18 protein-coding genes, 2 tRNA genes, 1 rRNA gene and 1 riboswitch are annotated in these 19,851 nt (G+C 45.4%); of the genes, 16 read left to right on the top strand and 5 right to left on the bottom strand.

What is annotated here, in order from left to right:
* Positions 1-13 precede the first annotated feature (13 nt).
* The 10 genes from rrf (at position 14) to thiH (ending at position 7,813) form a co-directional block, all read left to right on the top strand.
* A 5S ribosomal RNA gene (rrf, locus tag RJD38_RS06300) occupies positions 14-129 on the top strand.
* A 69-nt stretch (positions 130-198) separates the two neighbouring features.
* Positions 199-275 (top strand) — tRNA-Asp (locus RJD38_RS06295).
* Between the two features lie 65 nt (positions 276-340).
* A tRNA-Trp gene (locus RJD38_RS06290) sits at positions 341-417 on the top strand.
* A 648-nt stretch (positions 418-1,065) separates the two neighbouring features.
* A complete protein-coding gene (gene crcB, locus RJD38_RS06285; protein ID WP_005599956.1) occupies positions 1,066-1,455 on the top strand; it encodes a fluoride efflux transporter CrcB in 390 nt (129 codons plus the stop codon).
* Positions 1,456-1,507: 52 nt separating this feature from the next.
* A riboswitch (TPP riboswitch) is annotated at positions 1,508-1,606 on the top strand.
* A gap of 146 nt (positions 1,607-1,752) precedes the next feature.
* Complete coding sequence (thiC, locus tag RJD38_RS06280) at positions 1,753-3,690, top strand: phosphomethylpyrimidine synthase ThiC (RefSeq protein ID WP_065545900.1); 1,938 nt, start codon at positions 1,753-1,755, stop codon at positions 3,688-3,690.
* A 2-nt stretch (positions 3,691-3,692) separates the two neighbouring features.
* Complete coding sequence (locus RJD38_RS06275) at positions 3,693-4,952, top strand: thiamine phosphate synthase (RefSeq protein WP_065545901.1); 1,260 nt, start codon at positions 3,693-3,695, stop codon at positions 4,950-4,952.
* Positions 4,942-5,718 carry a HesA/MoeB/ThiF family protein gene (locus RJD38_RS06270; protein WP_065545902.1) on the top strand — a complete coding sequence of 259 codons (777 nt, stop codon included), beginning with the start codon at positions 4,942-4,944 and terminating at the stop codon, positions 5,716-5,718. The genes RJD38_RS06275 and RJD38_RS06270 overlap by 11 nt, the downstream gene beginning before the upstream one ends.
* Positions 5,715-5,924 (top strand): sulfur carrier protein ThiS, encoded by a 210-nt coding sequence (thiS, locus tag RJD38_RS06265; protein WP_009386795.1) that lies wholly within the window; start codon positions 5,715-5,717, stop codon positions 5,922-5,924. Before RJD38_RS06270 ends, thiS begins: the two co-directional genes overlap by 4 nt.
* A 2-nt stretch (positions 5,925-5,926) precedes the next feature.
* Positions 5,927-6,691, top strand: coding sequence for a thiazole synthase (locus RJD38_RS06260; protein WP_005599962.1), 765 nt, complete (start codon positions 5,927-5,929; stop codon positions 6,689-6,691).
* 9 nt (positions 6,692-6,700) lie between these two features.
* Complete coding sequence (thiH, locus tag RJD38_RS06255; protein ID WP_065429583.1) at positions 6,701-7,813, top strand: 2-iminoacetate synthase ThiH; 1,113 nt, start codon at positions 6,701-6,703, stop codon at positions 7,811-7,813.
* 126 nt (positions 7,814-7,939) lie between these two features.
* On the opposite strand, the gene RJD38_RS06250 is transcribed toward thiH, so the two are convergent.
* Together RJD38_RS06250 and RJD38_RS06245 are read right to left on the bottom strand one after the other, a co-directional pair.
* On the bottom strand, positions 7,940-9,727 hold the full coding sequence (locus tag RJD38_RS06250) for an aminopeptidase P family protein (protein WP_065545903.1): 1,788 nt from the start codon (positions 9,725-9,727) through the stop codon (positions 7,940-7,942).
* Between the two features lie 153 nt (positions 9,728-9,880).
* Complete coding sequence (locus RJD38_RS06245; protein WP_005599965.1) at positions 9,881-10,822, bottom strand: LysR family transcriptional regulator; 942 nt, start codon at positions 10,820-10,822, stop codon at positions 9,881-9,883.
* Between the two features lie 140 nt (positions 10,823-10,962).
* On the opposite strand from RJD38_RS06245, the gene RJD38_RS06240 reads away from it, so the two are divergent.
* Both RJD38_RS06240 and RJD38_RS06235 read left to right on the top strand, forming a co-directional pair.
* The gene (locus tag RJD38_RS06240) at positions 10,963-12,117 is read left to right on the top strand and encodes a multidrug effflux MFS transporter (RefSeq protein ID WP_009386790.1); all 1,155 of its coding nucleotides are present in this window, start codon (positions 10,963-10,965) and stop codon (positions 12,115-12,117) included.
* 183 nt (positions 12,118-12,300) lie between these two features.
* Complete coding sequence (locus tag RJD38_RS06235) at positions 12,301-12,585, top strand: hypothetical protein (protein ID WP_005599967.1); 285 nt, start codon at positions 12,301-12,303, stop codon at positions 12,583-12,585.
* Positions 12,586-12,656: 71 nt separating this feature from the next.
* Here the strand turns inward: RJD38_RS06235 and asnC are convergent, their stop codons facing one another.
* The gene (gene asnC / locus RJD38_RS06230) at positions 12,657-13,121 is read right to left on the bottom strand and encodes a transcriptional regulator AsnC (RefSeq protein WP_005599969.1); all 465 of its coding nucleotides are present in this window, start codon (positions 13,119-13,121) and stop codon (positions 12,657-12,659) included.
* Positions 13,122-13,226: 105 nt separating this feature from the next.
* On the opposite strand from asnC, the gene RJD38_RS06225 reads away from it, so the two are divergent.
* Together RJD38_RS06225 and RJD38_RS06220 are read left to right on the top strand one after the other, a co-directional pair.
* A complete protein-coding gene (locus tag RJD38_RS06225) occupies positions 13,227-16,403 on the top strand; it encodes an EAL domain-containing protein (RefSeq protein WP_065545904.1) in 3,177 nt (1,058 codons plus the stop codon).
* A 59-nt stretch (positions 16,404-16,462) separates the two neighbouring features.
* Positions 16,463-17,242, top strand: coding sequence for a class I SAM-dependent methyltransferase (locus RJD38_RS06220; RefSeq protein ID WP_065545905.1), 780 nt, complete (start codon positions 16,463-16,465; stop codon positions 17,240-17,242).
* A 65-nt stretch (positions 17,243-17,307) separates the two neighbouring features.
* On the opposite strand, the gene RJD38_RS06215 is transcribed toward RJD38_RS06220, so the two are convergent.
* Together RJD38_RS06215 and uspA are read right to left on the bottom strand one after the other, a co-directional pair.
* Positions 17,308-18,192 carry a carboxylate/amino acid/amine transporter gene (locus tag RJD38_RS06215; RefSeq protein ID WP_367971409.1) on the bottom strand — a complete coding sequence of 295 codons (885 nt, stop codon included), beginning with the start codon at positions 18,190-18,192 and terminating at the stop codon, positions 17,308-17,310.
* 59 nt (positions 18,193-18,251) lie between these two features.
* Complete coding sequence (uspA, locus tag RJD38_RS06210; protein WP_005599973.1) at positions 18,252-18,677, bottom strand: universal stress protein UspA; 426 nt, start codon at positions 18,675-18,677, stop codon at positions 18,252-18,254.
* A gap of 153 nt (positions 18,678-18,830) precedes the next feature.
* Between uspA and ftnA the strand changes: the two genes are divergently transcribed.
* Positions 18,831-19,358, top strand: a complete 528-nt coding sequence (ftnA, locus tag RJD38_RS06205; protein WP_005599974.1) for a non-heme ferritin — start codon at positions 18,831-18,833, stop codon at positions 19,356-19,358.
* 72 nt (positions 19,359-19,430) lie between these two features.
* Positions 19,431-19,754 carry a universal stress protein UspB gene (uspB, locus tag RJD38_RS06200; RefSeq protein WP_005599976.1) on the top strand — a complete coding sequence of 108 codons (324 nt, stop codon included), beginning with the start codon at positions 19,431-19,433 and terminating at the stop codon, positions 19,752-19,754.
* Positions 19,755-19,851 lie beyond the last annotated feature (97 nt).

The following is a 19,851-nucleotide window of genomic DNA, read 5'->3' as shown; positions in this document are numbered from 1 at the left end:
ATTAAAGAATTTGCTTGGCGACCATAGCGTTGCGGACCCACCTGACTCCATGCCGAACTCAGAAGTGAAACGCAATAGCGCCGATGGTAGTGTGGGGTCTCCCCATGTGAGAGTAGGACATCGCCAGGCTTTAATTTCGTTTTTAGATAGACCATCTAGAAACAAAATGGACGCTTACTACGGTAAGTTTGCCACTGCGGAGTGGTAGTTCAGTTGGTTAGAATACCGGCCTGTCACGCCGGGGGTCGCGGGTTCGAGTCCCGTCCACTCCGCCACTTATTCGAGAACCTCGCTACATGCGAGGTTTTTTTGAATCTAGCATTTGCTGGAATCAAAACTTAGGGGTGTAGCTCCAATTGGCAGAGCAGCGGATTCCAAATCCGCGTGTTGGGAGTTCGAATCTCTCCACCCCTGCCATATACTAAGCCTCAGCAGAAATGCTGGGGCTTTTTTACATCTGGATTTTGGAGTTTGTCGCTACTTGGCTGAGCCGCGGATCCCGCTAATTACAAAACTGCGCGTGTTGAGGGTTCGAATCTCTCCACCCCTACCATATATTAAGCCTCAGAAGAAATGCAGAGGCTTTTTTACATCTGTACTTTGTTAATTATTGTCAATTGGCAGAGCAGCGGATTCCCCTAATACTAAATAGCGCGTGTTGGGAGTTCGAATCTCTCCACCCCAGCCATATACTAAGCCTCAGCAGAAATGCTGGGGCTTTTTACGTCTGCATTTATGGTTGTTCGCCACGAGCTCTTGTTATTGTTCTATTTTAGCCTGTATCACGGTTGCTGGGATTTATTGCTAGCGAATACATAGAGCTTACCTTAGCGTTGCTATCACTACAGAGGAGCCTATAACCCCTTTTTCGCTAAATCTAATATAGCTATACTGATGTTGATAGCTTCTATAGTTTTTGCGCTGATATTGACACTAAAGTGACTCCTGTAACGTTTGAAATTAAACCTCATTAGCAACATCAATTTATTGGAATTTATTATTGTCTTGGTGTCTATATCGCGTGGAAGTGGCTAGAATATAGCCATTGAATATATTGGGGGATTTATGGGCCAACTTTCCATACTCGGCTTTATTGCACTCGGTGGGGCATTTGGTGCTTGTTCCCGCTATTTAGTCTCGGAGCTTTGCGTCGCACTGCTAGGACGTGGCTTTCCTTACGGTACGTTAACGGTCAACGTGGTCGGGTCTTTTATTATGGGTCTGCTGATCGCAGCATTTGAAAGTGAAGTTCTTGCTATTGAGCCATGGCGCCAAATTATTGGTTTAGGTTTCCTTGGTGCATTGACGACCTTCTCAACCTTTTCTATGGATAACGTTTTACTGATGCAGCAAGGTGCTTTTCTCAAGATGGGCCTAAACGTTCTACTTAATGTGGTATTAAGTATTTCAGCCGCTTGGGTTGGCTTCCAACTTCTAATGAAAGTTAACATTTAGTTAAATTACAGCGTGTTCGGCTTGGTTTCGAATCACTAATTGCTTATAATTGCTTCACTTGTCGGAGAGCCATTTGGCTGAGACCGTTTATTCGGGATCCGTAGAACCTGATCAGGCTAAGACCTGCGTAGGGAACAAGAGAAGATCATTGCACCTAAATGTCCCGCTATATCTAGGTTAAATCATCTCATTATCAGTGCACACTTTTTGTCAGTGACACTCGATCCTCTTGTCATATCGTTCCGCCAAGCATTTTTATCCCATACGTTTTATAAAAAATGAGCAAGGAAAAATGCTATGTCGAGTCGCAAGCAAGCAAGACTGGAAGCTAAACAGTTTATAGATACTCTTTCGGTGCAACCGTACCCAAACTCTCGAAAAACTTATGTTGAGGGCTCTCGGCCTGATATCCGTGTTCCTATGCGAGAAATCACCTTGGCAGATAGTTTGATTGGCGGCACAAAAGAAGCGCCGATTTTCGAGCCGAATGAACCAATGCGCGTTTATGATACCTCTGGTGTTTATACCGATCCTGATCATGACATTGACCTATATAAAGGTCTTCCTAAACTGAGGGAATTATGGATTGAGGAACGTGCTGATACGCAGCTTTTGGATGATGTTAGCTCGGTATATGCGAAAGAGCGCTTGGACGATGAAACCCTAGACGATCTGCGCTATGGCAATCTACCTAATATACGTCGTGCGAAAGCAGGACAATGCGTAACACAATTGCATTATGCACGCCAAGGCATCATTACCCCGGAGATGGAATATATCGCATTGCGCGAAAATATGGGGCGCGCTCGATATAGTGATGAAATGCTTAACCAGCAGCATCCAGGGCAGAATTTTGGGGCTAACTTACCCAAAGATATTACCGCTGAGTTTGTACGTAAGGAAGTCGCTGAAGGGCGTGCAATTATCCCGTCGAATATTAACCATCCAGAATCTGAACCGATGATTATTGGCCGCAACTTCTTAGTTAAGGTCAATGCTAATATTGGTAATTCATCGGTGAGTTCTTCAATCGAAGAAGAAGTTGAAAAGCTAGTTTGGTCCACTCGTTGGGGTGGCGATACCGTGATGGACTTGTCTACAGGACGAAATATTCATGAAACTCGAGAGTGGATATTGCGTAACAGCCCGGTACCGATCGGCACTGTGCCTATGTATCAAGCTCTAGAAAAAGTTAACGGTGTCGCTGAAGATCTTAATTGGGAAGTGATGCGCGATACGCTTATCGAACAAGCGGAGCAGGGAGTTGATTACTTTACTATTCACGCCGGTTTGCTATTGCGTTATGTGCCAATGACGGCCAAACGTGTCACTGGTATTGTCTCCCGTGGTGGTTCCATCATTGCGAAATGGTGCCTTGCTCACCATCAAGAAAGTTTCCTCTATACCCACTTCCGCGAAATTTGCGAAATCTGTGCTCAGTATGACGTGGCGCTTTCTTTAGGTGATGGTCTACGACCAGGTTCGATTGCTGACGCCAACGATGAAGCTCAATTTGCTGAGCTGCGCACATTGGGGGAGTTAACTAAGGTTGCATGGGAGTACGATGTGCAGGTGATCATCGAAGGCCCTGGTCATGTACCAATGCATATGATTAAGGAAAACATGGATGAACAGCTCAAGCATTGCCATGAAGCACCTTTTTACACCTTAGGCCCATTAACGACAGATATCGCTCCTGGTTATGACCATATTACTTCCGGCATTGGTGCGGCGATGATCGGCTGGTATGGCTGCGCGATGTTGTGCTATGTAACGCCAAAGGAGCACTTGGGATTACCAAATAAAGAAGATGTGAAAACAGGGTTGATCACATACAAGTTAGCGGCTCATGCGGCTGACTTAGCCAAAGGTCATCCAGGCGCGCAAATTCGTGATAATGCTTTATCGAAAGCGCGCTTTGAATTCCGTTGGGAAGACCAATTTAATCTCTCTCTCGATCCTGAAACTGCTCGTGCTTACCATGACGAAACGTTACCGCAAGAGTCCGGTAAAGTAGCCCATTTCTGCTCTATGTGTGGCCCTAAATTCTGCTCCATGAAGATTTCTCAAGAAGTTCGAGAGTATGCCAAAGATACCAAACAAGTCGCAGCTGATCAGGCTATCTCAATCAAAATGCTGGATGATCCACTTGAGGGGATGAAACAGAAATCTGCAGAGTTTAGAGCGACGGGCTCTGAGTTGTATCACCCAGCGGTTGCATCTGAGGCAGAGTAATCATGGTCGAAATATTGGTTCCATCATCTTCGATAGAGCTAACGGCTGAGATTCAGCAGGCATTGTTGGTCGCAGAGCAAAATGGCTTTGCGATTGGCCAAGTGATGTTGGGCGTAAGCTCTACATCGCTTTTTGCGATAAACCTTGCTGATAAACAGCTCGTCATTGGTGCTGATTTTATCGGGAGCGATGATAGCGTAAGTGACTACCATCTTTGTTATAGCAATCAGAAGAGTGTGGTGACTGCTCCTAGTCAGCGTAATACCATTTCTCTCGGATTAGCAGATAGCGGTCATGCTTTGGATATATGGCATCATCCCTTGGGTGATGAGGTTAGGGCGCTTTCTTATCCGCTTCAGACGCTTGATGATAAACAGCAGCCGCGACATCTATCTTGGGTGTTAGTGTTATTGAGTTTAGAGTTTCCGATTGAAGATTGTCTTACGCTTGCACGAGCGATGATAAATGTTTCACGTGAAACATGGGCGGCTGATTTCACCCAGTTTCCCCGGCCGGTACTTGAAGACAAACGACTAGGTATTCAAGTTGGTTGGTCAACTCAACATTGCGCAGCTTCTTTTGCTCGATTAGACAAGCAAAAAATCGGCCTCTATCCAGTAGTTGATAGTGTTGAGTGGGTTGAACGGCTATTGAAGTTGGGTGTTAACACCGTGCAATTGCGGATAAAAGATGCCAATCAAAGTGACTTGGAAGCGCAAGTAAAGCACGCAATTGCGCTTGGTAAACAGTATAACAGCCAAGTGTTTATCAATGATTATTGGCAGCTCGCTCTCAAGTATGGTGCTTTCGGTGTTCATCTTGGCCAGGAAGATATCGAACATGCTGACCTTGGCTCAATCAATCAAGCGGGAGTTTGCCTTGGCTTATCAACGCATGGTTATTTTGAATTACTGCGAATCAGTCAACTCAAACCAAGCTATATAGCGCTTGGTCATATATTCCCAACGACAACCAAGGAAATGCCTTCCAAACCTCAAGGTTTGGTTCGTTTGGCCTTATACCAACGACTTATCGATACGATTCCCTATCACGATGAGCTTGGTTGTCCTACGGTGGCGATTGGTGGGATTGACCTTGCGACAGCCCCCCAGGTTTGGTGTTGTGGTGTTTCAAGCTTAGCCGTTGTGCGAGCGATTACTTTGGCACCCGATCCGCAGAAAGTCTTGTCTGAGTTCGGACGAGTCATGCAGCCAAAAACACGAATGTACCTTAGTGAGCGAGGTGCAGAACATGTTATCTGATCGATTATTTTTGCGTTACCAAAGGCAAGTCTGTTTATCCGATGTTTCAGAACAAGGGCAGGTATCGCTAGTTAACTCGCATGTATTGGTCATCGGTTGCGGCGGTTTAGGTTGTGCTGCCACGCTCTATTTAGCAGCCGCAGGTGTAGGCCACTTAGTTGTTGTTGATGATGATTTGGTTGAAGAGAGCAATTTACAAAGGCAAGTAGCCTATCGCCAAACAGATCTTCAGCACAATAAAGCTAAGGCGCTGATGCAGCAACTAAAGCAACTCAACGACAGTATCAATGTTAGAGCTGTCGAACGACGCTTAGCTGATGAACAGCTTGGTCTTGAGATCATGCTGGCAGATGTTGTACTCGATTGCAGTGATAATTTGCTCACACGTCAGCAAGTGAATCGAATCTGTTCACAACAAAAAACGCCGCTTATTTCTGCAGCTGCGATAGGTTGGCAAGGCCAGTTTACGGTCTTCGATTATTTACCAGAGTCACCTTGTTATCGTTGTCTTATTCCATTTGATGAAATAACTCAAGAAGGTAAGTGCAGCGACATGGGCATTATTGGTCCAGTTGTTGGGGTTCTAGGAAATTATCAGGCATTGGCTGCAATCCAAAAATTAGCAACGGGTAAATTTTTTGTTGAGCCTAATCAGTTGCATCTGTTCAATGGCCAAACGATGCAATGGCAAGCCATCAAAATAATGCGTGACCCTGAGTGTAAGCTCTGCAACGTATCCCAAGCGACTACGGAGGTCGCATCATGAGTGTTATTACGATTTACATTAATCAAACGCCGCATCAGATCGCACGTGGTGGAGATTTAGAACAGCTGATTAGCCAATGCAAACTTCCTCATCAAGGATGTGTATTTGCGATTAATAATCAGGTAGTGCCCCGCAGTGTTTGGGCGAGCACCTTGCTTTGTGACGGCGATGAAATATCACTATTTCAAGCGATTGCAGGAGGTTAATGATGTTAAAAATTGCTGATAAAGCCTTTCATTCACGGTTGTTCACTGGAACAGGTAAATTTGCCAATTCGAGTTTAATGGCCCGTGCGATCATTGCTTCAGAATCTCAGTTGGCGACGATGGCCCTCAAGCGAGTTGATATTAACGATAAGCATGATGATATCTTGTCTCCTTTGATTGAATCGGGCGTCAACCTGTTACCAAATACCTCTGGGGCAAAGAATGCCAAAGATGCCGTCTTTGCGGCTCATCTTGCGCGAGAAGCACTAGGAACCAATTGGTTAAAACTGGAAATTCATCCTGATCCTAAATATTTGATGCCAGACCCAATTGAAACCTTAGCAGCGGCAGAGCAACTGGTTAAAGATGGCTTTGTCGTCTTGCCTTATTGTCATGCTGATCCTGTTCTGTGTAAGCGGTTAGAAGAGGTAGGTTGCGCTGCAGTCATGCCTCTAGGTGCGCCAATTGGTTCAAACAAGGGGCTTGTTTCACAAGATTTCCTGGAGATTATTATCGATCAGGCATCTGTACCGGTTGTGGTTGATGCCGGTATTGGTGCGCCATCTCATGCCGCACGAGCGATGGAGCTTGGCGCAGATGCGGTATTAGTCAATACCGCCATTGCCGCAGCGAGTGATCCGGTTGCGATGGCTATCGCCTTCAAGCTCGCCGTCGAGTCTGGCCGTATGGCTTATGAGTCAGGTCTTGCTGGGCAAGTATCGCATGCTGTTGCTTCGAGTCCTTTGACTTCATTTCTGGATAACTAGGTTGATGCTATGAGCTTTGTTAACCGATTCAATCAACTCAATTGGGATGACATTTCGTTATCTATTTACGCTAAAACGGCAAAGGATGTTGAGCGCGCCTTAGCCAAGCCTAGGCGTGATTTGGAAGACTTTAAAGCGCTGATTTCACCTGCGGCTGAACCTTACTTAGAGCAGATGGCACAACAATCCTTTGCGCTTACCCGTAAGCGGTTTGGGCATACAATGTCGCTCTATATTCCGCTCTACCTTTCTAATTTATGTGCCAATGCTTGTAGCTATTGTGGTTTTTCGATGGAGAACCGGATTAAGCGCCGTACCTTGACTGAAGATGAAATAGAAGCGGAAGTTGCAGCGATCAAAGCAATGAAATTTGACAGCGTTTTACTGGTAACCGGTGAACACGAAACGAAAGTGGGTATGAACTACTTTCGGAAAATGTTGCCACTGATCAAGCCAAGCTTTAACTATTTGGCCATGGAAGTTCAGCCACTTGCCGAGCAAGACTATGCAGAATTGAAAACGCTTGGGCTTGATGCTGTGATGGTCTATCAGGAAACCTATCATCCGAGTACGTATGCTCAGCATCATCTACGTGGCAATAAAACCAAATTTGAGTATCGCTTAGAAACACCCGATCGACTGGCGAAAGCGGGGATTGATAAGATTGGTATCGGTGCTTTGATTGGACTGGAAGAGTGGCGTACCGATTGCTTCTTCGTTGCTGCGCACCTTGACTACTTAGAACGTCGCTATTGGAAAACGCGCTATTCAATTTCTTTCCCGCGCCTACGACCATGTGAAGGTGGCTTACAACCAAAATCGGTGATGACAGATAAGCAATTGGTGCAATTGATCTGCGCATATCGCTTGTTAAACTCCGAAGTTGAATTATCACTTTCTACACGCGAAAGCGAAGTATTTCGTGATAACGTGTTGCCGTTGGGTATTACCGCAATGTCTGCGGCATCTAAGACTCAACCGGGAGGGTACGCGTTAGAGGATAGCGAGCTAGAGCAGTTTGAGATCAGTGATGAACGTAGTGCGAGTCGTGTTGAAGCGATGATTCGGAGTAAGGGATTTGATCCCATCTGGCGTGACTGGCATTCAGCCTATTCGGGGTAGATTCCATTGAATGACGAATGAGTGTTTCACGTGAAACAAAAAAGGCTTCCGTAGGAAGCCTTTTCATTAGGTCATACACGAAACATTATTGCTAATGAGTAGTGATATTTGGCCTGCTCTGAAATATTAGTGACTGAGCGGAAGCGTTGCTTGGCGCAGCCAGGTTTGTACATCGCCGGTTACCAATGCACTTAAATCATTCCATACCTTATCATGGTATTCATTTAGCCACGCCAGTTCAGGTCGAGTGAGTAGGTTGACGTCGATATTGCGTACATCAATCGGACAACGTGTCAGCGACTCAAAAGTCAGAACTGAGAAGTCACCTTGCGTTGGCAGTTCAACCACAAGCTCTAAGTTTTCAATACGGATACCAAACTCTTCAGCACGGTAATAACCAGGTTCGTTCGATAGCACCATACCTTCAACTAGTGGGACATCAATTAAACGTTTTGAGATGCTGGCAGGACCTTCATGTACACTCAAGAAGTGGCCGACACCATGGCCTGTGCCGTGGTCATAGTCGTAGCCTTCAGCCCACAAATGCTGGCGTGCAAGAGTATCGAGTTGGAAGCCTCGAGTCCCTTGCGGGAAACGAGCTCGAGCAATACCAATATGGCCTTTTAGGGCCAAGGTAAATTGCTTAATCATATCGTCACTTGGCTGGCCAATCGCAATCGTACGCGTAATGTCGGTAGTGCCATCTAAATACTGACCACCTGAATCGACCAAGTACAGTGTGTTGAGGCTTAGTTGACCTGGTGTTGGTTGATTTTCATGATTGTAGTGACACATAGCAGCATTGCCGCCAGCTGCAGAAATAGTATCAAAGCTTAGATCCATTAGGCTTGGATCCATGCGGCGAATTGCTTCCAGCTTATCAGCAAGTTGTGCCTCGTTATGCAGTTTGCCTTGAGCGACTTCATTATCAAGCCACGATAAGAACGTCACCATCGCAACACCATCACGAATATGGCAAGCTTTCATGCCTGCAATCTCAGTGGCGTTTTTAGCCGCTTTTGGCATTAGACAGGGATCGGCGGCTGAGATAACGGTTGCACCACTATTTTGTAGCACTAACTTAAACCAAGCGTTGCTGGTATTGGCGTCAAGTAGGACCTTAGAGTCGCCTAATGCTTCCAAGCGATCTTGTAACTGCTCTGGATGATAAACGCTGACACCTTGGCCAACATGTTGGGCAAACTCACTCGGTAGACGTGCAGGATCGAGGAAGAACTCAACGTTGCCATTGCTGTGTAAGATGACATGAGAAAGCAGCACTGGCAGGCGTGATACATCCAGCCCGCGTACATTCAGCAGCCAACAGATAGAATCTAGTGCGGTGATTACGGCACTATCGCCACTTTGCTTAGCAACAATGGCGCCAATTTGTTCGCGTTTATTGGCACTGGATTGGCCAACTGAGTCCGTAGCCATTAAGCGTACTTCAGAGACAACGGCAGCAGGGCGGTCGAGCCAAAGCTCATCAATTGGATTGGTTTCCAATATGGTTAGTTGATGTTGCTTCGTTAGCTTCGCCTGCGCTACTTCTAACCACGCGCCAGAATGCATGCGTGGGTCGATAGCCACTTTTTTACCCGCAGTAACATGGTCAATAATCCAATCTAATGCTGGCTCATTGATGAGATGACGGTACTCAAATAGCTCACTAGGTACTTGTTTAGTCACTTGAACGGTATAACGGCCATCGACAAATATCGCCGCTTTATCTTGAGTGATGACAGCGGCACCAGCCGAACCAGTAAAACCGGTTAGCCAGTGTAAGCGTTCGTTATGTGCTGGGATGTATTCACCCAAGTATTCATCTTCGTGAGGCACAATAAGTGCATCAATATCGTGCTGAACAAGCCATTGCCTAATGGCGCTCAAACGCTGTTCAGTGTTTGTAAGCATGATCGTTAATCCTTCAAATAGAGTGGCCGCGCAAGCGTAGCGATAATCGAGAATAAGCTACTCTTTTTGCCGCATGGCTGCAATTGTTAGCGCAAGAGTTTGTTTTGTTTCCTTTGTGGCAACGTATTTCAATCTAGAGTGAAAATTGCTTTGTTAACGTAATGAGTTGGTTTTTTCGGTGATCAGAGAGCGAAGCCATGAGAGGGCCGGATCACTCTCGCGATCGCGATGCCAAAACAATGTATAAGCCATTGGCGGGAACTCTAGAGGCAATGGCAAAACAGTGAGATTGTTTTGACTGGCTGCAAGGTGCACAAAGTGGCTCGGTGCAGTAAAGACGAAATCGGTATAGCAGCATAGGCTCGCCGCACTGTTGAAATCGGGTACGGTTACCGCGATATCGCGCTCAGCTCCGATATCGGCCAAGCGGTAGTCGAGTAACCAGCGATCATTGCCGTCACAACGAACTTGTACATGACGCTGCTTGAGATAGTTGGCTAAGTTCCATGGCTGTGTCAGCGCAGGGTGATCTTTACGAAGCAGGCACATCTGATTGTCGCGATAGATCTCTTGTTCACAAATATCAGTGGGTGGCAGCATGGTGAGTTTGGCATCGTTGATATCGATATCTTTCCCTGTAATGCCTAAGTCCAATTCCCCTCGTTGCAGCAGAGCAAAAGTTTGGTCATTCCAAGGGTGCGTACTGATGGTTACATTTGGTGCTTGCTTAAAAATCTGCGGTAAGAAGTGCGGCAAAATCAGTGGGTAGACACTTTCCACTGCTGCAATTTGAAAGCGGTAGTCACTTGAATGAGGGGAAAATTGTTCAGGCTGAGTTAACTGTTCCAGTTGATGGATTAGGTTATCCAGTTTGGGTTTCAGAAATAGCGTTTTAGGTGTGGCGGTTAAACCATGCGCATTGCGAATGAACAATGGGTCGTCGAACTGCTGACGAAGTTTGGCTAAGTTCTTACTGACAGCGGATTGAGACAAACAGAGTCGGTTAGCGCTGCGAGTGACGTTTAGCTCCTCGGTGAGTACTTTTAAACAGACCAGTAAATTGAGATCAATACGGGCAAGTTTTTCAATGTTCATAGCTATTCCTAATTAGAATATCTCGAATGACTTAATGTCATTGGATGTCATATCTAGCCTAACTTACACTTAGGCAAATTTCATCCACTAATGGTTTTGTTGTGCCGCATTCTCTTTCTGTTTCACCCGCTAAATCGCAAATGATTCTGCTTACTTTACTGGTTCTATTCAGTCCTTTGGCGATTGATATTTACTTACCAGCATTCCCTTTGATGCAAGAGTCGTTTCACGTGGAACATGCTCAGGTACAAGACACGATTAGTTGGTTCTTGTTCGCGATGGGTATTGGTCAGCTATTTGCTGGTCCACTCGCAGACAAGTTAGGACGTCGAACGGTTGCACTTGGCGGTATCAGTATCTATGGCGTGAGTGCTTTATTGGCGTGGAGCGCTCAAAGCATTGAATGGATGCTGATGGCTCGATTACTACAAGGGTTGGGCGCATGCGCAACTTCTGTAGCCGCCTTTGCAACCGTTCGCGATCTCTTTGGACCACAAAAAAGTGGCAAGATGATCAGTTACCTTAATGGGGCGATATGTTTTATTCCCGCCTTGGCGCCTATTTTGGGTAGTTGGCTGACTCAGCAGTTTGGTTGGCGGAGTAACTTTAGTTTTATGGCTGGCTTTGCCATCACGGTATTAGTGATGATGATTGTGGGTATGAAAGAGACCAACCTAACACCAAGTAAGGAACCGGTGTTTAAGCTCAATCGTTATATTAGTATCTTACAAACGCCAACATTCCTGTTCCATGCTAGCCTTTGTATGTTAGCGATGGCGGTGATTCTTGCTTATGTTACATCGGCGCCAGTAGTACTAATGGCGAAGCTGGGTTTGAGTATGAACGACTTCACCTTTTGGTTTGGTTTGAATGCCGCAATTAATATCATCGCTTGTATGACTGCGCCGAAATGTATGGACAAACTCGGCACGCGCGCGACATTAATGATTGGCCTGACGATCCTAATGCTTGCTGGCGTGTTGATGTTGCTATTGGCGTCTATCGAAACGGCACTCGCTTTTATGCTACCTATCTTTCTTTCTTCAGTTGGTTTTGCATGGATCCTAGGGGCAGCAGCAGGTAAGGCCCTAGCGCCGTTTGGCGACAAAGCGGGCACTGCGGCGGCACTATTGGGCCTATTCCAAATGAGTGGGTCAGGGTTGGTGATTGCGTTAGTACAACGTTTAGGTTTAGAACCACAAACATTGATCGCGATTCAGATGCTAATTGTACTGCCATGGCTAATGGTCCTATTCACCAAATCTGGCCGAGCGTGGCATCAAGTGGCAGCTTAACTGTCCCACATTATTTGTGTGCCTTAATTTGTGAGCCTCTCAACTATGATATTGGCGTTGATTATTGAGTCAACGCCAGTAAATAAGGGGATTTAACGCTCCCTACTTGGCTTATAACTAGGCGAAATCATCAAAACGTTGTATATTTAACGTTCTGTTTTAGCTAGTGGATTTTTTTATAACATGTCTCTGACGACTTACGAGATGGCTCGCTTATTGGAGCAACTAGATACCGCTCCAGAGAAAGTTATGTTTGGTAAATTACTTGGTGAACTAGGTAATCAAAGTGGCGAACGCATTCAGAGTGCAGCCAAGCAAGTACCGGTGCCAGTCTTACGCGATATTATTTATCATTTTCAGCAAGTGATCGCTGCTCGTAAAGATGAGCAAGTTGATATCCTCGCAAAACAAATTGCCGATCAAGGTATCTCTGTTGAAGAGTTACAGCATTACTTAGCATCGCGCTAGATCATTTTTGAAGAGCCCGCCTTAGCGGGTTTTTTTATATCTAAATCGTGGTTATTTTTATCGTGACAACGCTATGGGTTAACATTGCGATTGATTGGATTTTGCAATGAAATCAGTGTTTCGGTTGATTGCACTTCATCAATCGCTTGTAGCTTATCAATCAACACATACTGCAGTTCTTCGATTGAACGGCACATTAACTTAACGAAGATGTTATACGCACCAGTGGTGTAGTACGCCTCAACTACCTCTTCGAGCGCATTGAGTTTAGCCAGCGCCGAATGGTAGTCACGTGCTGCATTGAGGTTTATGCCGATAAAGCAACAGACATCGTAGCCGAGTTTTTTGGTATCAACGATAACCTCTGTCCCTTGAATTACATTGGCCGCTTTCATTTTTTCAATGCGAACGTGGATAGTGGCCGGACTGACATCAAATTGCTTGGCCATTTCTGCATAGGGTTTACGCGCGTCAGCCATCAGCGTTTTTAGAATCGCCTTATCAAGATCGTCGAGTTTGTTGGCATGTACTTGCATAAAAAATCCTATCTGCTTTAAAGCACTTAAGTAGAGATGAGTACAATTTATCATCAATGATGATACCATTGTTGCACTCATTTCTTTTACTAAAGAGTTTAACTTGTGCGTTTTTGTCTGATACTCGTTTCCTTTTTGTTCAGTACTTTTTTTAGCACCTTAGTCAGTGCGAAAGACAAAGACGTCTTGATTATTCACTCTTATCATCAGGGCTTTTTCTGGACGGATGCGTTTCAACAAGGTTTAGAGGAAGTCTTCAAGCACAGTCAAATCTCTACTCGTGTGATGTATTTAGATACTAAGCGCTTGCAGAGTGCCTCCTATCTTGATCAGCTTTACCGCCTATACAAAACCAAATTTAGTGAAGAAAAGTTCAAAGCCATCGTGGTGAGTGACAATACCGCCTTACAACTGATGCAACGCTTAGCGCCTGAGTTGGGTGATACGCCGGTCATTTTTGGTGGTATCAATAACTATGATCCAAGTATGCATCAAGGGTTGAAAGCGACCGGGATAACCGAAGATATCGATCTACTGAGTAATATCAGTCTGATTGAACGTTTACAGCCTGAGGTTAAGAAAATCTATGTGGTAACTGACTACTCGATTACCGGTGATGCAGTGCGTCAGCAGTTAGATAAATTTATGGCGATGTATCCGGATTATTCAGCGGTTATTGAACCGCTCGCGCCGAAAACATACGGCGATTTGCTGGCGTTCGTTCAAACGCTCGACCGTCAGTCGAGTGTGTTGTTTTGGGTCTACTATCGTGACAACAATGGCTGGATTACAGGTAAGAAAGATTGGCAGCAACTCAATCAAGTTACCGGAGCGCCAATCTATATGGTGCATGATTTAGATATGGGGTTTGGCGCGGTCGGTGGCGTGATTCAAAGTGGTCATATTCAAGGCCAACAAACGGCGGGACAGTTGATGAAGGTACTCGCTGAGCCCAATGCTAGTCTGCCTGTCGTACAAATTGGCTCTCCAGAAATAAAATTAGATTACCAAGCGGTGATCAAATGGCAACTTGGTGTTGATACAGAATCACCGTCGGTCTTTTTCAATAAGCCCCTAAGCTTTGTCGAGCGCTATGAGGAACAGTTGCGCTTTGTGGTGAGCTTATTTATCACGCTGGCGGTGGTCATAGCGGTGCTGCTCTATTACCTCAGTCGTTTAAAGCGCAGTGAGCAAATGGCGTTAGACAATCAAACCTTGATTGAAATGGTGTTTGACCAAAGCTATCACTACATTGGTATTCTCGATCAAAACGGTTGTATCGTTTCAAGTAACAGCAAATTACAAGATTTACTCTATCAGCAGAATTCAGTTTCAGAGAAGCCAATTTGGTTCCATCATCATTGGGAGCAGAACGCGGCCGATAGAATTGAGCGTTATTTTCTTACCTCGGATGAGAGCAGTAATTGTCAGTTTGAAGCTGAGATTTGGCATCCAGAGCAAGGTTCTATGGTACTCGAACTTTCGTTAAAACCGCTTCCTCTGCATGAACATCGTGAGGCGCAAATCTTGTTGGAAGCGCGTGACATTACCTCTAGGAAACTGACGGAAGAGCGCTTATTTGAGCGTGAAGCCAGTTTAAGTCATTACTATGATCAGCAACCGGTCATGATGATTACACTCGATGAGCAAAATCGCATTCAGCAAGTTAACCGTTTTGCTGAGCAGTTATTGGGTTACAAAGAGAATCAGATTTTAGGTCATCGTCTAAAGTCTTTTTATGTCGATGATGATGCAAGCATCCCTCGGCAAGTATTGCTGCAACCTAAGCAAGTGATGAAAGGGGTTTGGCGCCGTGAGGTGGAATACCGTCACCAAAATGGTCACTCATTGTGGATTCGTGAAAATATCCGCCCGCTGGTGGAGAGTGGCCACTTACTGATTGTTGGGGAGGATGTGACTACTTTGCGCCAAATGGCCGATCAACTCGCCTATCAAGCACAGCATGACTTGCTAACCGATACTTACAACCGAAACCACTTTGAAATTGAACTGGAAAAAGCACTCAAAGAGGTAGAGAGCTATACCCGAACTCACGCCATGCTCTATCTCGATATGGATCAGCTTAAAGTACTTAATGATACCGCAGGCCACGAAGCGGGCGATGCCGCGATTCAATTTTGCGCCAGCTTATTGGAAGAGGTACTGCCGTATAAAGCCATCTTGGCTCGTATGGGGGGGGATGAGTTTGCGGTATTACTAAAAGATTGCACTGAACGTGATGCCAAGAATGTGGCAAGTTCGATCATTGCTATGTTGGCAGAGCAAGCCTTTATCTGGGATGACATCAAACTCAACTTGGCGTGCTCGATAGGCATTCGTCTTATCGATCATACCGCCACGTCGCCACAAATGGTGCACGCGCAAGCCGATACAGCCTGTCATGCCGCCAAGGAAGAGGGGCGTAATCGCTTTAGTCTGTACTGCCAAGATGACCAAGACTTGCGTCGGCGTGAAATGGAAATGGCTTGTGTCAATATGGTGCACAATGCGCTTAATAACGATCGGCTTGAATTGTTTGCTCAGCGAATTTTGGGTTTAGAACAAGACGACCATCGCATGCACTTTGAAATTTTGGTGCGCATTCGCAATGCGGATGGTGAATACATCTCTCCGGGTATTTTTATGCCGGCTTCAGAGCGCTATAACATTGCCCATTTGATTGATAAGCAAGTCGTCCGCCAAACTCTGCAATGGCTAGCACAACATCCAAATGCGATGGATAACCTCGCGGTATGTGCGATTAACTTATCTGGCCACTCGATGGGTAATCAAGAGTTCATTGATTTTCTGCTCAATGAACTGCAAGAGAGTGCGGTGCCGTGTAATAAAATCTGTTTAGAGATCACCGAAACCGCAGCCATGAGCAATATGAATCAGGCGATAGAGTTTTTTGCACAGCTCAAACAGCTTGGTTGCCTGATCGCATTGGATGACTTTGGCTCGGGCTTATCCTCATTTGGCTATCTAAAGAAGCTGCCGGTTGATATCGTCAAGATAGATGGCCTGTTTGTTCGCGACATTGACAATAATGAAATGGACCATTTGATGGTTCGCTCAATCAATGATTTAGCCAAGCAAATGGGCAAACGCACCGTGGCTGAATTTGTTGAAAACAATCAAATTATCGATCTGCTGATCGAACTGGGTGTTGATTATGCTCAGGGGTATGCGATTGGAAAACCGAAGCCTTTGGCTGAGTTGGTTGAAGAGTTGAGTGAAGAGCTCGACAATGAGAGTGAAACGTTCACCACGCAAGCGTAGTAGCCAAGAATAAAATTCGCTAAACTGCGCCTCCTTTTTGCGCTTTACTGGAGCCACCTGTGCAATTACAAATTGTTTGTGAAGACCTTAACCAAGCGGATCGTTTAGCTGAACTGGCGATGCGTTGGGGGCTTGAACATGATGAGCAAAGCCAATTTGCATTAGTGCTGACAGAGCAGCGTTTAGAGCTGCGTAAACTTGATGAGCCAAAGCTGGGCGCTATCTTTGTCGATTTAGTGTCTGGTGCGGTGGCACACCGCCGTAAATTTGGTGGTGGTAAAGGGCAAGCAATTGCAAAAGCGGCGGGCCTCAATAAAGGCGCGACGCCAACGGTATTGGATGGTACGGCCGGTCTTGGGCGCGATGCGTTTGTTTTGGCTTCATTGGGTTGTAAAGTCCAAATGGTTGAACGTCACCCAGTAGTCGCTGCACTGCTCGATGATGGCTTGACTCGAGCTAAGCAAGATAACGAAATTGGTGCGTGGGTTACGGAGCGAATGTCTCTATTGCATGCCTCAAGCCACAATGCGTTGGATATGCTGGCCAATGATCCTGACTTTGTTGCTCCTGATGTGGTTTATCTTGACCCTATGTACCCACATCCTGAAAACAAAAAGAAAAGTGCTTTAGTCAAAAAAGAGATGCGCGTGTTCCAATCTTTAGTTGGTGCGGATAATGATGCGGATGCGTTGTTAGAACCGGCTTTAGCCTTGGCGACCAAACGAGTCGTGGTGAAGCGCCCTGATTATGCTGAATGGCTTAACCAAATAAAACCGAGCATGGCGATTGAAACCAAAAAGAATCGATTTGATGTTTATGTGAAAGCATCGATGAGCTAATCATCGCTCTAAATACGAAAAAGCCCGCTCAACTGAGCGGGCTTTTTGTTATTGGCTTAATGACGTTATTTGGCAGTGGTTGCGTAACTGTGTTCGACTTTGCGCTTCACCCAAGTTTCATTAACCCATAATGAGAGCAGGATAATGGCACCACCAATCATCAGGCGGGGTAAGTCGACGTCGCGATTCCAAATCACGATGTTGACGATAAGACCGGCTGGCACTAAGGCATTATTCATCACGGCTAAGGCGCCCGCATTAACCATGGTCGCACCTTTGTTCCATGCAAAGTATCCTAAGCCGGAAGCGATCAGACCAAGATAAATCAGAATACCCCATTGAGTGCTGGTGGTAGGCAGTTTATCTAGGTTACCCATTAAGCTAAAGGCGATGGTTGCTATGAAGAGCGCACCTAAATAGAAATAGCCAAACACCGCATGCTGTGGCAGCTCAACCTGTTCGGTCTCCATGATGTATTTGTAGCCGACTTGGCCAATCGCGAAGCAGAGGTTTGCGCCTTGCACGACAAGGAAACCAAGTAAGAAGTTTTCATTGATTCCGGCAAATTTAATAAATGCCGCACCGACTACGGCAATTCCCGCTGTGACAAGATACCAAGGCGAGAAGCGGCCTTTAAGTAGGTCGTAAATTAGGGTGACGTAGATAGGGGTGAAAACGGTAAACAGCAGCACTTCTGGCACGGAAAGAAGCAAAAATGATTGGTAGTAGAAGCAATACATCAATCCGAGCTGGAAGCCGCCGACCACCATTAATTTAGCGATCAGGGATTTGCTGACCCCTTTGAATTTTATAAACGGCAGGAAGACCACGCTCGCCAGCGCCACCCGCATAAATACCGAAAACCAAGAGTCCACTTGGCCTGCCAAATAGACGCCAATCAGGCTAAATGAAAACGCCCAAAGTAACGTGACGGCTGATAGATAACCCATAACCAATACTCATTATCAATAACAGCCGCCAGTCTAAACCAGATTATTCAGTGAAGCGATTAATCCTTGAGTGGTACAACCAACAAGTCGACCGGTGTGCAATTGATCAACTGACGAGTGGAAGAGAGCAGTTTGCTCCAAAAATCTTGGTGGTGGCCACAAATCACTAAATCAATGTGATATTCGCTGATGTTTTCACACAGCTCATTACTTAAATCACCACTGCCTACCAAGGTATGTTTGATAGGGTAACCTGCGTGATCAGCTAACTCTTGTAGCTGCTTTTGTGAGGCTTCAATGGCTTGGTGCTGGGTTTCCGCCATGTTGATATCAATCAAGCCGGTATACAGCTCGGCGTAGTTAACATCAATATGAATAAACGACACATCTGCATTTAGTGGTTTGGCTAATGACACCGCTTTCTCTACTAAATGTTTACTGTCTTCAGAAAGGTCTATTGCGACTAAGATATGTTGATAACTCATGCTGCCATCTCCTGTAGGTCTTTGATTTAAGGTTAGCACTGGTCGAGTGATAATTATGCTGTCGTGATCCCAGAACCATATTGAGTATACAAAGTGTTCTGCTTTTGTTCGTGTTATAGTCAGTTGCGATAACCGAATGATTAGGAGTGGAAAATGCTGTCTCAAGCGATGATTGATGAATTGAATGAACAAATTAACCTCGAATTCTTTTCATCCAATCTATACTTACAAATGAGTGCTTGGTGTGAAGACAAAGGATTTGAAGGCGCAGCTGAGTTTTTACGTGCACATGCCGTAGAAGAGATGGAGCACATGCAACGTCTTTTCACTTATGTGAGTGAAACTGGCGGTATGCCGATTCTTGGCTCAATTGAAGCACCAAAGCATATGTTTGAAAGTCTAGGTGAAGTATTTCGTGAAACCTACGAGCACGAGCAAATGATTACACAACAAATCAATAAGCTCGCGCACTTAGCGTTTACTTCTCAAGATTACTCAACATTCAACTTCTTACAGTGGTACGTAGCGGAACAGCACGAGGAAGAGAAGTTATTTAAAGGGATATTAGATAAGTTAGAACTGGTTGGTGAAGACGGAAAAGCGCTGTTCTTTATCGATAAGGATCTAGCCGCTTTAGCTAAAGAAGGTTCATCTTCCATTATGGACGGCCCGGCTGCTTAACCGTTAGCCAAAGACATTCACACTGATTGTCTTTTTCTCTTGGGTCTTATTGGAAGATGTAGGGAGGAGAAGATGATCAGTGGAGACACTATTCTATTTGCGCTTATGCTTGTCACATTAGTCAACATGGCAAGGTATCTTACGGCGTTGCGTTCGTTAATCTACATTATGCGTGAAGCGCATCCTTTACTGTATCAGCAGGTCGACGGAGGTGGTTTCTTTACCACGCATGGCAACATGACCAAACAAGTGAAATTGTTTAGTTATTTGAAAACTAAAGAGTATCACCATCATCACGATACGGTATTTACCTCGAAATGTGACCGAGTTAGACAGCTGTTTATCTTATGCTCAGCACTGCTATTGGTGACTCTGTTTGCTTCGTTTATTCTTTAATCGCTAAGCACAGAGATCTCAATGTCGGGTTGAATTGGCAAGTAGTCAAAGAATCGCTAGAATAGCGCCTCGATTTGCAAGGATGTGCACTCAGCAC

The sequence above is a fragment of the Vibrio scophthalmi genome, from assembly GCF_040869025.1.
Taxonomy (GTDB): Bacteria; Pseudomonadota; Gammaproteobacteria; order Enterobacterales; family Vibrionaceae; genus Vibrio; species Vibrio scophthalmi.
Note: the sequence above shows the minus strand (reverse complement) of the source record. Positions and strands in the feature narration are given on the sequence as shown.

What these genes read in the sequence shown, in the direction of transcription:
- RJD38_RS06235 (WP_005599967.1), top strand. Translation starts at nt 12,301, where the DNA reads ATGTCTCTGACGACTTACGAGATGGCTCGCTTATTGGAGCAACTAGAT.
- thiH (WP_065429583.1), top strand. Translation starts at nt 6,701, where the DNA reads ATGAGCTTTGTTAACCGATTCAATCAACTCAATTGGGATGACATTTCG.
- uspB (WP_005599976.1), top strand. Translation starts at nt 19,431, where the DNA reads ATGATCAGTGGAGACACTATTCTATTTGCGCTTATGCTTGTCACATTA.
- RJD38_RS06250 (WP_065545903.1), bottom strand. Translation starts at nt 9,727, where the DNA reads ATGCTTACAAACACTGAACAGCGTTTGAGCGCCATTAGGCAATGGCTT.
- ftnA (WP_005599974.1), top strand. Translation starts at nt 18,831, where the DNA reads ATGCTGTCTCAAGCGATGATTGATGAATTGAATGAACAAATTAACCTC.
- RJD38_RS06215 (WP_367971409.1), bottom strand. Translation starts at nt 18,192, where the DNA reads ATGGGTTATCTATCAGCCGTCACGTTACTTTGGGCGTTTTCATTTAGC.
- uspA (WP_005599973.1), bottom strand. Translation starts at nt 18,677, where the DNA reads ATGAGTTATCAACATATCTTAGTCGCAATAGACCTTTCTGAAGACAGT.
- thiC (WP_065545900.1), top strand. Translation starts at nt 1,753, where the DNA reads ATGTCGAGTCGCAAGCAAGCAAGACTGGAAGCTAAACAGTTTATAGAT.
- RJD38_RS06245 (WP_005599965.1), bottom strand. Translation starts at nt 10,822, where the DNA reads ATGAACATTGAAAAACTTGCCCGTATTGATCTCAATTTACTGGTCTGT.
- thiS (WP_009386795.1), top strand. Translation starts at nt 5,715, where the DNA reads ATGAGTGTTATTACGATTTACATTAATCAAACGCCGCATCAGATCGCA.
- RJD38_RS06275 (WP_065545901.1), top strand. Translation starts at nt 3,693, where the DNA reads ATGGTCGAAATATTGGTTCCATCATCTTCGATAGAGCTAACGGCTGAG.
- RJD38_RS06260 (WP_005599962.1), top strand. Translation starts at nt 5,927, where the DNA reads ATGTTAAAAATTGCTGATAAAGCCTTTCATTCACGGTTGTTCACTGGA.
- RJD38_RS06240 (WP_009386790.1), top strand. Translation starts at nt 10,963, where the DNA reads ATGATTCTGCTTACTTTACTGGTTCTATTCAGTCCTTTGGCGATTGAT.
- crcB (WP_005599956.1), top strand. Translation starts at nt 1,066, where the DNA reads ATGGGCCAACTTTCCATACTCGGCTTTATTGCACTCGGTGGGGCATTT.
- RJD38_RS06270 (WP_065545902.1), top strand. Translation starts at nt 4,942, where the DNA reads ATGTTATCTGATCGATTATTTTTGCGTTACCAAAGGCAAGTCTGTTTA.
- asnC (WP_005599969.1), bottom strand. Translation starts at nt 13,121, where the DNA reads ATGCAAGTACATGCCAACAAACTCGACGATCTTGATAAGGCGATTCTA.